Here is a 12,959-nt window from a genome sequence, read left to right as displayed (position 1 = left end):
TGCTATGAAGCCAGACCTGACCCCGTTACTTTCCTGCACTTTCCTTGAACCCGATCTTTCCTGAAGTCACGGATTCAGGTCTTCAGGCACATATATGCCGTTGCAAAATCGCATATCCTTTGCGTTGTCAGGCACCCCGCCATAGATGTTTTCGGCGTTATGCTTCATGTCGCTTGCAATTCTTTCACCTAGATTTATTTTTTGGACATTTTCGTCGGTTCGAAAATGTTTAACGATAAATTTTTTTGTTTTCTCGCTGTAAATGGCCGTCACCCAATGCCCATCCTCAATCTTATACTGCCACTCATGGCCAAGCAATTGCTTTTCATTGTATACATTAGTCAATGAGTAATTGAACCTGCAATCAATTACTTCCTCAATTTTTTGATCGAGTTGCTTCATAGTTGATTCAATTGAATCAACTTTCCAGGCAACCGCATCGACCCTCTCCCGAAGAGATCGAATAATTTCTACCCCTGCTTTAATGAAAAATACCAGTAAAAAAATCCCAAAGACAACCTCGGCTGTGTGGATCATGATGTTGGACCCTTTACTTCATTTTTTAGTCGGAAGCACGATCTTTAGATACCACCTCTGCCCCTCATGGCCGACGTCCGTTCGCCTGGGTGTCATTAAACCACTTGTACAAAAACGAAAAAACGGGGGTCAGGTCTAGCTTGTCGCAAATATATCAAAACTAGACCTGACCTCCGTCATTCCTGGGCAACTTACTCACCCTTGTCCTTGAATTCTACGTCCCAGTCGCGCTCGCTTGTAGGCAAAAGGATTGGAACCGCGAATTGGATGCGACTAACTGTTGTGTCTTTGGATGCCAGCTCGCCCTGAACATTTGCGCCAATACCAAAAACCTTAAGCCCTCCGCCGCCAGAGCCTTTGCTTGAGTCTTCGACCGTGAGAGCAATGTCGAAATCGACGATGGTGGATTTGATTCGAGCACTCGATGACACCCTTGGGTGTTTTGCGTAGTCGTGACCTCCATCGCCTGCTGGAACGACAAAGGCTCCGCCTTTGGCCTTCTGGGCACTACGGATACCAGAGATAATTTGGGACAGGACTTCCTTGACGAATTCATCCAAGTTCATTGCTGCCTCCGATCAAGTTGCCAAACGTAATATATCCCGCAATCCTTGCCAAATAAGCTGACCGTTGCGGGATATTCTGGGCAGCGCCTGCGCTGCTAAGCCGCTTTTGGCTTAGGTTCCGCGCGATTGACTTGTGCAAACAAACAGGTATAAACGTACCACGAAACCCGGCAACCACCGTCCTGCAGTCGGTGCGCCTGCTCGATCAACTGCGCGAGGGAGGAGAATTGGGATCAGGTCTATGTTCGCAGCACTCCCGAACCATTCCTTGGGCTGAGTCTATCCCCTGCCCCACCCACAGCCCGCGCCACATTTGAAACACCCGCATCAAAAAGTAAAACGCCCCGCATAACGGGGCGCATTAATTAACCGATGCCTGAGAACGTCAGGCTGCGGCGTCCTCGGCTTCTTTTTTCTTCGGGCGCGGTTCCGGCGGGGTGATGTCGAGTTTGATTTTGTCTTTCTCGGCTGCCGCTTCGTCAATATCCACCGACACCCGCCCGCCATCGACCAGGCGGCCGAACAGCAGTTCGTCGGCCAGGGCGCGGCGCAGGGTGTCCTGGATGAGACGCTGCATCGGGCGGGCGCCCATGAGGGGGTCGAAACCGGCCTTGGCCAAATGCTTGCGCAGGGCGTCGGAGAAGGTGATGTCCACCTTCTTTTCAGCCAGTTGGGCTTCGAGTTGGAGCAGGAATTTGTCGACCACGCGCAGGATGATGGTTTCGTCCAGCGGCTTGAAGCTGATGGTCGCGTCGAGCCGGTTGCGGAACTCGGGGGTGAACAGGCGCTTGATGTCGGCCATCTCGTCGCCCTGCTCGCGCTTATTGGTGAAACCGATGACGGATTTCTGCATGGCTTCCGCGCCGGCATTCGTGGTCATGATGAGAATGATGTTGCGGAAGTCAGCCTTGCGCCCGTTGTTGTCGGTGAGGGTACCGTTGTCCATGACCTGCAACAGCACGTTGAACACATCCGGGTGGGCTTTCTCGATTTCGTCGAGCAGCAGCACGGCGTGCGGCTTCTTGGTGACGGCCTCGGTAAGCAGGCCACCCTGGTCGAAGCCCACATAGCCGGGCGGCGCGCCGATGAGGCGCGAGACGGTGTGGCGCTCCATGTATTCGGACATGTCGAAGCGAATGAGATCGACGCCCAGAGTGAACGCCAGTTGCTTGGCCACCTCGGTTTTGCCAACGCCCGTGGGGCCGCTGAACAGGAAGGCGCCAATGGGTTTGTCGGGCTTGCCCAAGCCGGAGCGCGCCATTTTGATGGCGGCGGCCAGCGCGTCGATGGCGGCCTCTTGCCCGAACACGACGTTTTTCAGATCGCGGTCGAGGCTCTTGAGCTTGGAGCGATCGTCGGTGGTGACGCTGTGCACCGGCACGCGGGCGATCTTGGAGATGATCTCCTCAATCTCGATTTTGCCGATGGTCTTTTTCTGCTTGCTCTTGGGCAGAATGCGCTGCGCCGCGCCAGCTTCGTCGATGACGTCGATGGCTTTGTCGGGCAGGTGGCGGTCGTTGATATATTTGGCCGAAAGCTCGGCCGCGGCCGACAGCGCGCCGGGCGAATACTTCACGCCGTGATGCTCTTCAAACCGAGACTTAAGGCCGCGCAGAATTTCGACGGTCTGTTGCACGCTGGGCTCGACCACGTCGATCTTCTGGAAACGGCGCGACAGCGCGGCGTCTTTCTCGAAAATGCCCCGATACTCGGTGAAGGTGGTGGCGCCGATGCAGCGCAACTGGCCCGACGACAACGCGGGCTTGAGCAGATTGCTGGCGTCTAGCGTGCCGCCCGAAGCCGAGCCGGCGCCGATGAGGGTATGAATTTCGTCGATGAACAGCACCGCGTGCGGCTTGTCCTTGAGTTGCTTGAGCACGGCCTTGAGGCGCTGCTCGAAATCGCCACGATATTTGGTGCCCGCCAGCAGCGCGCCCATGTCGAGCGAATAGACCACGGCGTCTTGGAGAATGGCCGGCACCTGCCCTTCGGTAATGCGCCAGGCCAGACCCTCGGCAATAGCGGTCTTGCCCACGCCGGCTTCACCCACCAGCAGCGGGTTGTTTTTGCGACGGCGGCAAAGAATCTGAATGACGCGCTCGACTTCATGCTCGCGGCCGATGAGCGGATCGATCTTGCCCTGCTGCGCCAGCGCGTTGAGGTTGAGGGTGAACTGATCGAGCGGCGATTCCTTGCCCTCTTTCTCGTCCCCACCGTCTTCGCTCGGCGCCGAGGCCGACTTGGCCGGTTCGACCGGCTCGGACTTGCGGATGCCATGCGAGAGGAAATTCACCACGTCGAGCCGGGTGACACCCTGCTGGTGCAGGTAATAGACCGCATGCGAATCTTTCTCGCTGAAGATCGCCACCAGCACATTGGCGCCCGTCACCTCTTTCTTGCCGTTGGAGGTGGACTGCACGTGCATGATGGCGCGCTGAATGACGCGCTGGAATCCCAGCGTGGGTTGGGTGTCCACATCGTCCGAACCCGGCACGATGGGGGTGTTTTCCTTGATGAACGCGGTCAGGCTTTTGCGCAGATCGTCCAGATTCGCCGAGCAAGCGCGCAGCACCTCGGCGGCAGAAGGGTTGTCGAGCAGGGCCAGCAGCAGATGCTCGACGGTAATGAATTCGTGGCGCTGTTGGCGCGCCTCGACAAAAGCCATATGCAGGCTGACTTCCAGTTCTTGCGCAATCATCACGAGCCTCCTAAATGGCTTCCATCACACACTGCAAAGGGTGACCGGCCTGACGGGCCGCGCCGATCACCTGCTCCACCTTGGTGGCCGCGATGTCGCGGGTGTAAACCCCGCAAACGCCCCGGCCGTCACGGTGCACTTTTAACATGATTTGCGTCGCCGTTTCGCGGTCTTTGTTGAAATAGTGCTGAATCACGACAACCACGAATTCCATCGGCGTGAAGTTGTCGTTGAGCAGGATGACCTGATACATCGCCGGCGGCTTGAGCCGCAGCGTCTGACGCTCGACAACGACGGCGCCGCCGTCTGCTGGAGGGGGGGAATGGGAAGCTGACATGCTCAAAATTGTAGGGAGGTCTGCCGTGGTTTGTTGTCGCCAAGGGTAATTCCGCAAGGTCGGCCGAATAACAAAAAACCGCATCCGAGCCATCCATCTGCGGCGGGGCCGACAGAAAACAAGAGCGGATGATCCCTCACTCGCAACCCGCATAAAAAAGACCGCCGGAGCGGTCTTATGAGAAAACGCAGGGCCGCCCCAAGTTTTCTTGTCCACCTCGCAGCTTGCAAGCTGCTCGGATTCGGCTCCGTCCAAGCTGCCGCAGGGCAGCTTGGAGCCGCGGGCCTCATCCCCTTCGGGGGCTGACGCGAACGCGGCAGGTCTGGGGGCGCTTTCAGGCGCCAGCAACGAGGGTCACATATGGTCGATCATCACCTGACCGAAGCCGGAGCAGCTCACCTGGGTCGCGTCGGGCAGCAGACGGGCGAAGTCGTAGGTCACCTGTTTGGACAGGATGGATTTTTCCATACTGGCGATGATGCGGTCAGCGGCTTCGACCCAGCCCATGTGGCGCAACATCATCTCGGCGGACAGAATTTCTGAGCCGGGGTTGACATAGTCTTTACCGGCATACTTCGGCGCGGTGCCGTGGGTGGCCTCGAACATGGCCACGCTGTCGGAGAGATTGGCGCCCGGCGCAATGCCGATGCCGCCCACTTGGGCCGCGAGCGCGTCGGAAACGTAGTCGCCATTGAGGTTGAGCGTGGCGATCACGTCATATTCGTCCGGGCGCAGGAGGATTTGCTGCAGGAAGGCGTCAGCGATCATGTCTTTCACCACGATGTCGCGGCCGGTCTTGGGATTTTTGAAGCGCATCCACGGCCCGCCGTCGAGCAACTGCGCGCCGAATTCCTTGCCGGCCAGACCGTAGCCCCAATCGCGGAAGGCACCTTCGGTGAACTTCATGATGTTGCCCTTGTGCACCAGGGTGACCGACTTGCGGTCATTGTCGATGGCGTACTGCAGGGCCTTGCGCACCAGCCGCTCGGTGCCCTCACGCGACACCGGCTTGATGCCGATGCCCGAGGTTTCGGGGAAGCGGATTTTTTTCACCCCCATCTCGTTGATGAGGAAATTGACGAGTTTCTTCGCCCCCTCCGACTCGGCGGCCCACTCGATGCCGGCGTAGATGTCTTCGGAGTTCTCGCGGAAAATGACCATATCGGTCTTTTCCGGGTGTTTGACCGGCGATGGCACGCCCTGGAAATAGCGCACCGGACGCAGGCAGACGTAGAGGTCGAGCTCCTGCCGCAGCGCGACGTTGAGCGAGCGGATGCCGCCACCCACCGGGGTGGTCAACGGGCCCTTGATCGACACCACGTAATCGCGCAGGATCTGAAGGGTGATCTCGGGCAGCCACACGTCAGGGCCGTACACCCGCGTGGCCTTTTCGCCGGCGAAAATTTCCATCCAGGCGATCTTGCGCTTGCCGCTGTAGGCCTTCTCAACCGCCGCGTCCACCACCTTGATCATCACCGGGGTGATGTCGAAGCCCGTGCCGTCGCCCTCGATGTAAGGAATGATGGGATGGTCGGGAACGTTGAGCGAAAAGTCCGGGTTGACCGTGATTTTTTCGCCTGCGGGCACGCGGATGTGTTGATCCATGGGGGGTCTCCTTCGGTAGTAACCCGAGCATTCTATGCCTCGGCGAGGGTGGAATGAAACAGTCTTGTATATGACATAAGAGTGGGTTTTTGCGTGGCTCAAGCCAAATCGGCGTGCGCCACTCCATATTGCGCCTGATGCTGCGTCCAGGCGTCGCGCAGCGCCTTGGCGGTATGCCCCGGCGCATCGGCCTTGAGGAAGTCGGCCGTTGGCCCCTGCATCACCAGCCGCCCGCCGCCCTTGCCGCCTTCCGGGCCGAGATCGATCAGCCAGTCGGCATTGGCCATCATGTCGAGGTCGTGCTCGATGACCACCGCGGTATGACCGCTGTCGGTCAGGCGGTGCAGCACGCGAATGAGTTTTTCGGTATCGGTCTTGTGCAGACCCACGGTCGGCTCGTCGAGCACGTACACCGTCGGCCGGGTTCCGGCGGTGGCCAGCTCGGTAACCAGCTTGATGCGCTGCGCCTCGCCGCCCGACAGAAAGGGGCTGGGCTGGCCGAGTTGCAGATAACCCAGCCCCACGTCCTGCAGCAATTGCAGCGCGTGATGGATTTTGCGGTGCGCCGCGAAAAACTCGACGGCTTCGTCCACCTCCATCTGCAGCACCTCGCCGGCGTTGCGGCCGCGCAGCCGCACGGCGAGCGTTTCAGGGTTGAAGCGCAGACCGTTGCAATCGGTGCAGGGCACGGTGACGTCGGGCAGGAAGTTCATCGCCACCTTCACCGCGCCCTGCCCCTCGCAGGTCGGGCAGCGGCCGGGGCCGGTGTTGAAGGAGAAGCGGCTGGCGGAATAGCCGCGGATGCGCGCTTCCTCGGTGTCGGCGAACAACTGACGAATGCCGTCCCAGAGGCCCAGATAGGTGGCGGCGCAGGAGCGGGGCGTTTTGCCGATGGGGGACTGATCGACTTCGAGCACGCGCTCCAGGCCCTCCCAGCCCGTCAGATCGCCCGCGCCGTCGATCTCGCCCGAATGCCCTGCGAGCCGCTGACGCAGCGCAGGCACCAGCACCTCGCGGGCCAGCGTGGATTTGCCCGAACCCGACACCCCAGTGACCACGGTGAGCCGTCCTCGCGGAAACTGCGCGCTCAAGCCCTGCAGATTGTGCAGATGCGCACTATGCAGATGCAACGCGGGTTGGACGGCCCGGGTGAGCGGGCGCGGCTGCAGCGGCCAGGGCATGGGATCGCGCAGGCTGCGCGCGGTGGCCGTGTCGGCATGGGCCATGACTTCCGCCAGCGCGCCGCTGGCCACGACCTGCCCGCCACGACGCCCCGCCCCTGGGCCGATGTCGATGAGATGGTCGGCCCGGCGCATGGTGTCTTCATCGTGTTCCACCACCACCAGGGTGTTGCCCTTGGCTTTGAGCAGGGCCAGCGCGTCGAGCAGGATGCGGTTGTCCCGCGGATGCAGGCCGATGGTCGGCTCGTCGAGCACGTAGCACACGCCGCGCAGATTGCTGCCGAGTTGCGCCGCCAGCCGGATGCGCTGCGCCTCGCCGCCGGAGAGCGTGGGCGCGCCGCGGTCCAGCCCCAGATAGCCCAGGCCCACCTGCTGCATGAAGGCCAGGCGCGAACGGATTTCGCTCAGGGCGTCGCGCACGATCTCGGCTTCGCGCGGGGTGAGTTCCAACGCGCCGAACCAGGCTGCGGCGGCATCGATGTCGCGTGCGGCCAGCTGGGCGATGGACTGATCGCGCAGCCGAACCGCCAGACTGTCGCGGTTCAGCCGCGCGCCGTGGCAGCTCGGGCAGGTGGACGGAGCGCCCGGCTCAGCCACGGGCGCGGCCTTGCGGCCCCGGCCCGGTTTGTCTCGCGGCGTCGCTTTCTCGCCATCGGCCTCGACCCAGGCGGCCTCCTCGCCGGTCTGCTCGGCATCGAAACCAGCAATCAATTCCCCTGTGCCGAAGCAAGTGGGGCACCAGCCGGTGGGCGAGTTGTAGGAAAACTGACGCGGATCGAGTTCGCGGAAGCTGCGCCCGCAGCCTGGACAGGCGCGCTTGGTGGACAGCAGCAGGCTGCGCATCGGCGGCTCGGGTTGCCCGGCTTCCATCGCCTCCTTCAAACCATCGAGCGGCGCCAGTACCAGCACCACGCCTTTGCCCAGTGCCAAGGCACGCCGCAGCAGATCGCGCAATGCCTCCTCGTTCTCCGCCCGCACCACCACATCGCCCACGGGGAGTTCGATGCTGTGCTCCTTGAAGCGATCGAGCCGCGGCCAGGGATCGGTCGGCACGAATGCGCCGTCCACCCGCAGATGGGTGTAGCCCATGCTGCGCGCCCACACCGCCAGATCGGTGTAATATCCCTTGCGCTGTACCACCAGCGGCGCCAGCAGGCCGATGTGCTGACCGCGCCAGTCGCGCAGCAATTGCGCGGCAATGGCCTCGGGGCTTTGCGGCTCGATGGGGATGTTGCAGTCGGGACAGTATTGCGTGCCGCACTTGGCATAGATCAGTCGCAGAAAGTGGTACGCCTCGGTGAGCGTGCCCACGGTGCTCTTGCGCCCGCCGCGGCTGGTGCGTTGCTCGATGGCCACCGTGGGCGGAATGCCGACGATGGCCTCCACATCGGGCCGCGCCGCGGGTTGCACGAACTGCCGGGCGTAGGCATTGATCGACTCCAGATAGCGCCGCTGACCTTCGGTGAACAGCACGTCGAAGGCCAGGGTCGATTTGCCGGAACCGGAAACGCCGGTGATGACCGTCATCTCGCCACGCGGAATATCCACATCGACCCCGCGCAGATTGTGCTCACGCGCCAGACGGATGGCGATGAATCCAGCCTTGCCGGCGCGCAGCGCGCTGGCGAGGTGCGGGCCGACGGGTTCGTCAGCGGCGGAGTAGGTCGCAGCGGGTTCGGCGGCTTGCAACAGAGACGAGGCGTTCGCTGCCCCCTCCCGACCTCCCCCACAAGTGGAGGAGGTGAGAACGGCGCTTCGCGCGTCCTTCGGATGCCCCTCCCGGCCTCCCCCACGCGTGGAGGAGGAGAACACCCCCTCCCCACTGAGTGGGGAGGGTTGGGGTGGGGAGGGGTTTTGCCCGGCCCGTCGTTGCGCCGCATCCCGCGCCAGCGCCTGGCCGGTGAACGATGTCGCGCAGGCGGCCAGTTCGTCGGGCGGACCGGCGAACACCAGCCGCCCCCCGGCGTCACCGCCTTCGGGGCCGAGGTCGATGACCCAGTCCGACGAGGCGATGACATCAAGGTTGTGCTCGATCACCAGCACGGTGTGCCCGGCGTCCAACAGTTTGCGCAGGGCCCGCAGCAGTTTGGCTACGTCGTCGAAATGCAGGCCGGTGGTCGGCTCGTCGAACAGGAACAGCGTGCCCTTGCGCGCCAGCCCGGCGCGGGTCTTGGCGGCCTCGGCCAGAAAACCCGCGAGCTTGAGCCGCTGCGCCTCGCCGCCTGAGAGCGTTGGCGTGGGCTGGCCCAGGCGTAGATAGTCCAGTCCCACATCCACCAGGGCCTGCAGCGTCCGGGTGATGTCGGACTGGCCGCGAAAGCGCTGCAGCGCCTCGGCCACGGTGAGATCGAGCACCTGCGCCATGTTCAGCGGGGCGAACCCGGCCTGCGCCGGAAGTTGCACTTCGAGCACTTCAGCGCGGTAGCGCTTGCCGTCGCAGTCGGGGCAACGCAGGTAGACGTCCGACAGGAACTGCATCTCCACATGCTCGAAGCCCGAACCGCCGCAGGTGGGGCAACGGCCGTCGCCGCTGTTGAAGCTGAAAGTGCCCGCGGTGTAGCTGCGCTCGCGTGCGGCGGGCAAAGCGGCGAACAGGGCGCGAATGCCGTCGAAAGCGCCGACGAAACTCACCGGATTGGAACGGGCCGTCTTGCCAATGGGCGACTGATCGACCAGCACCCCGTCACCCACCTGATCGGCGCCGAGCAGGCGGTCGAAAGCGCCGGGCACGGGTGCGGTCTTGCCCAGCGAGCGGGCCAGCGCCGGATACAGCACGTCGCCGATGAGGGTGGATTTGCCGCAGCCCGACACGCCAGTGAGCGCCGTCATGAAGCCCAGCGGAATCTCGACCGTCAGCGACTTGAGGTTGTGCTCGCGCGCGCCTTCCAGAATGAGGCGTGGCGCCAGCAGACCGCCCTGCGCATCGCGGCGCGGGGTGCGTCGGCGCGGTAAAGCGTCGCTCACCTTCAGTTCACCGCTGAGGTAACGGCCGGTCAGCGTGTTTGAGCGCTGCGCCTGATCGAGTGTGCCCTGGAATACCAGATGCCCGCCGCGCTCGCCCGGGCCGGGGCCGATTTCCAGCATCCAGTCGGCGGTGCGCATGAGCTGGGGATCGTGCTCGACGAGTAGCAGCGAATTGCCCGCCTCCTTGAGCCGATGCAGCACACCGCCCAGACGGTCGAGATCGCGCGGATGCAGACCGATGGACGGCTCGTCGAGCACGAACAGGGTTTGCGTCAGCGCCGTACCTAGCGCGGTGGTGAGGTTGATGCGCTGCACCTCTCCTCCCGACAAGGTGCGCGACTGACGGTCGAGGGTGAGATAGCCCAGGCCGACATCGCGCAGGTAGCGCAGCCGCGAACGGATGTTGTCGAGCAGCATGCTGCTGGCGGCCTGCGCCATGTCCGGCAGCGCCAGATCGGCGAACAGACGCTGCAGGCGCTCGATCGGCAGTGAATTGACGTCGTGCAGATTCAAGCCTGGCAGACCACCGAGCACGGCGTCGCTCCACAGCGCCCCGACCGGGCGGAAGCGCCGGTAGCCGCCTTGCAGCGCGGTGTCGGCCTGGAGCTTCGAGCCGATGCGCCACAGCAACGCTTCGGTCTTGAGCCGCGCGCCCTGGCAGGTGGGGCAGGCGGTGTAACTGCGGTACTTGGACAACAGCACGCGCACATGCATCTTGTAAGCGCGGCTCTCCAGCCAGTCGAAATAGCGCCGCACGCCGTAGAACTGCTTCTGCCAGTTGCCGCGCCAATCGGGGTCGCCCTCGATGACCCAGATGCGCTCGCGTTCGCTGAGGTCGGCCCAAGGCACATCGAGCCTGATCTCGGCCTGCGCGGCGTAGCGCTCCAGATCGGTCTGGCATTCGGCAAAGCTCTGCGTCTGCCAGGGTTTCACCGCCCCGGCCCGCAGGGTTTTACGCACATCGGGAATCACCAGATCGAGATCGACGCCGATCACCCGGCCGAAGCCGCGACAGGTTTCGCAAGCGCCGACAGGCGAATTGAAGCTGAACAGGCCGGGACTGGGGTCGCGGTAATGGATGTCGCAATCCGGGCAGTGCAGATCCGAGGAATAACGCCAGATGGCTCCTTTACCCTCGGCGGCCTCGGCATCGCGCGGCAGCTCGTGCACTTCCATGCGTCCCTGGCCCAGCCGCAGCGCCACCTCGACGGCCTCACTGAGCCGCGCGGGCTCGTCGGTCGGCAGACGCAGCCGGTCCTGCACCACGTCGAGCACCCGTCCTTTGGGCGTGTCGCGCTCGCCGAGAATGCGGGTGTAACCCTGCGCGGCGAGCTGCTGGGTGATGTGCTCCACGCTCATGCCCTGCGGCATTGCCACCGCGAACACCACGGCGGCGCGCAGCCCCTGCGGCAGCAGGCGCGCGCGGCGCTGCACGTCCTCGACGATGCTCTGCGCCGTATCCCGCCGCACCTCCGCGCCGCAGCCGCGGCAGTACAGTCTGGCCGCGCGGGCGAACAGCAGCTTGAGATGATCAGCCAGCTCGGTCATGGTGCCCACGGTGGAACGCGAGGTGCGCACCGGGTTGGTCTGATCGATGGCGATCGCCGGCGGAATGCCCTCGATGCGATCGACCTGCGGGCGATCCATGCGGTCGAGAAACTGCCGCGCGTAAGGCGAGAAAGTCTCGACATAGCGCCGCTGGCCTTCGGCGTACACCGTGTCGAACACCAGCGAGCTCTTGCCCGACCCCGAAACGCCGGTGACGACGACAATGCGCCCCAGCGGAATGTCCAGATCGAGGTTCTTGAGATTGTTCTGCCGCGCACCGATGATGCGGATGGCGCTCTCCCCATCTGAGGAAGAGGCCGAAGAGCTGGGGAAATGTGCAGTCATCCGAGCACTATACCGGCAGCGATTGCACCGCGTCTCCAGCAGGACTTTGCGTTGGCGGCCCATCAAAAACTGACTCACAGCCGTCCTTCAGCCGCGCCCGACTGTGTCGTTTCAAGCTGTAACCATTCACCCGCGTTTGCGGGGGCTCGCCCCCTGCGCTGGGTAGAATTTGTCAACGATCCGCCCGCAGACTCTTCACTCATGCGATTGCCCAAGCGCCCTGCCCTGATCTCCGCCCTGTTCGGCAAGCCAGCCAACCCGCGCGCGGCGGCGCACTCGCGGCATCTGGAAATTCTCATTACCCGGCCGGGCCATGCCGCGCACAGTTTCCGTATCGACCTCGATGCCCTGCGTCGTGCGGCTTTCTGGGTGCTGGCGGCCGTGGCCCTGTGGCTCATGGTCACGTTTTTCATGGCCTGGCGCCAAGTCGCCAGCGGCAATCTGCAGCAGCGTGCGGATCAACTGGCCGCGCAAGCCGCCACCGCCCAGAGCGCCAACGCCCGGCTACAGGCCGAAAACGGCGCCATGGCCAGCCATCTTCTCGCGCTCAAACAACGCGTGGATAGCCTCGCCACCACCATGCGCGGATTTGTGCAGAAGCGGGCCGAGCAGTTTCCGGTGGAGGAGAAAAACGTCAACCAGGGCGGCATCGCCCAACCGCTCAACGCGGCCAATGCCCCAGCGCTGCTGCATGATGAAGTCGATCTGATCGGTGCGCGCCTGAGTCTGTTGCTGCCGCAAGCCCATCACCTCGCTTCGCTGGAGGCGGCGCGGCCCATGGGCGACCCTGTCAATGGCGATGCGCCCATCACATCGGATTACGGCCTGCGCCCCAACCCCATGGGCGGCGGCGTGGAGTTTCACAACGGCATCGACTTCGGCGTGAAACCGGGGACGCCCGTCCACGCCACCGCCAACGGCGTGGTCGAGAGTGCGGGGTGGAAGTCGGGCTATGGCAACTGCGTGGTGATCGACCATCCCTTCGGCTATCGCAGCCTGTTTGGCCATCTCAGCACCATCCGGGTCAAGGCGGGCGATACGGTCACCCGTGGTCAGGTCATCGCCCTGTCGGGCAATACCGGCCGCTCCACCGGCCCGCATTTGCACTACACCTTGCTCTACGGGGACAAGACGCTCGACCCCACCATCTACCTGCTTGCCCAACGATAGGACTGTCT

7 protein-coding genes are annotated in these 12,959 nt (G+C 63.1%); 1 reads left to right on the top strand and 6 read right to left on the bottom strand.

Annotation, left to right across the window (positions count from 1 at the left end; genetic code table 11):
* Nucleotides 1-66: 66 nt before the first annotated feature.
* The 6 genes from THI_RS08055 to uvrA form a co-directional block, all read right to left on the bottom strand.
* Nucleotides 67-537, bottom strand: coding sequence for a hypothetical protein (locus tag THI_RS08055; protein WP_013105758.1), 471 nt, complete (start codon nt 535-537; stop codon nt 67-69).
* 191 nt (nt 538-728) lie between these two features.
* On the bottom strand, nt 729-1,103 hold the full coding sequence (locus THI_RS08050; RefSeq protein ID WP_013105757.1) for a hypothetical protein: 375 nt from the start codon (nt 1,101-1,103) through the stop codon (nt 729-731).
* A gap of 385 nt (nt 1,104-1,488) precedes the next feature.
* Nucleotides 1,489-3,801 (bottom strand): ATP-dependent Clp protease ATP-binding subunit ClpA, encoded by a 2,313-nt coding sequence (gene clpA / locus THI_RS08045; protein WP_013105756.1) that lies wholly within the window; start codon nt 3,799-3,801, stop codon nt 1,489-1,491.
* Nucleotides 3,802-3,811: 10 nt separating this feature from the next.
* Complete coding sequence (gene clpS, locus THI_RS08040; RefSeq protein WP_013105755.1) at nt 3,812-4,138, bottom strand: ATP-dependent Clp protease adapter ClpS; 327 nt, start codon at nt 4,136-4,138, stop codon at nt 3,812-3,814.
* 354 nt (nt 4,139-4,492) lie between these two features.
* Entirely contained in the window at nt 4,493-5,743 is a 1,251-nt protein-coding gene (gene icd / locus THI_RS08035; protein WP_013105754.1) for an NADP-dependent isocitrate dehydrogenase, read from the bottom strand.
* A 98-nt stretch (nt 5,744-5,841) separates the two neighbouring features.
* Nucleotides 5,842-11,781, bottom strand: a complete 5,940-nt coding sequence (gene uvrA, locus THI_RS08030) for an excinuclease ABC subunit UvrA (RefSeq protein ID WP_013105753.1) — start codon at nt 11,779-11,781, stop codon at nt 5,842-5,844.
* A 201-nt stretch (nt 11,782-11,982) separates the two neighbouring features.
* Between uvrA and THI_RS08025 the strand changes: the two genes are divergently transcribed.
* Nucleotides 11,983-12,951 (top strand): M23 family metallopeptidase, encoded by a 969-nt coding sequence (locus THI_RS08025; protein ID WP_064135046.1) that lies wholly within the window; start codon nt 11,983-11,985, stop codon nt 12,949-12,951.
* Nucleotides 12,952-12,959: the final 8 nt, after the last annotated feature.

Source organism: Thiomonas arsenitoxydans (genome assembly GCF_000253115.1).
In the GTDB taxonomy this organism is placed as follows: Bacteria; Pseudomonadota; Gammaproteobacteria; order Burkholderiales; family Burkholderiaceae_C; genus Thiomonas; species Thiomonas arsenitoxydans.
This window is presented reverse-complemented; position numbering and strand designations above follow the sequence as displayed.

Excerpts from the sequence above, each read along its gene's own strand:
- THI_RS08025 (WP_064135046.1), top strand. The coding sequence starts at position 11,983 with ATGCGATTGCCCAAGCGCCCTGCCCTGATCTCCGCCCTGTTCGGCAAG.
- icd (WP_013105754.1), bottom strand. The coding sequence starts at position 5,743 with ATGGATCAACACATCCGCGTGCCCGCAGGCGAAAAAATCACGGTCAAC.
- uvrA (WP_013105753.1), bottom strand. The coding sequence starts at position 11,781 with ATGACTGCACATTTCCCCAGCTCTTCGGCCTCTTCCTCAGATGGGGAG.
- clpA (WP_013105756.1), bottom strand. The coding sequence starts at position 3,801 with ATGATTGCGCAAGAACTGGAAGTCAGCCTGCATATGGCTTTTGTCGAG.
- THI_RS08050 (WP_013105757.1), bottom strand. The coding sequence starts at position 1,103 with ATGAACTTGGATGAATTCGTCAAGGAAGTCCTGTCCCAAATTATCTCT.
- THI_RS08055 (WP_013105758.1), bottom strand. The coding sequence starts at position 537 with ATGATCCACACAGCCGAGGTTGTCTTTGGGATTTTTTTACTGGTATTT.
- clpS (WP_013105755.1), bottom strand. The coding sequence starts at position 4,138 with ATGTCAGCTTCCCATTCCCCCCCTCCAGCAGACGGCGGCGCCGTCGTT.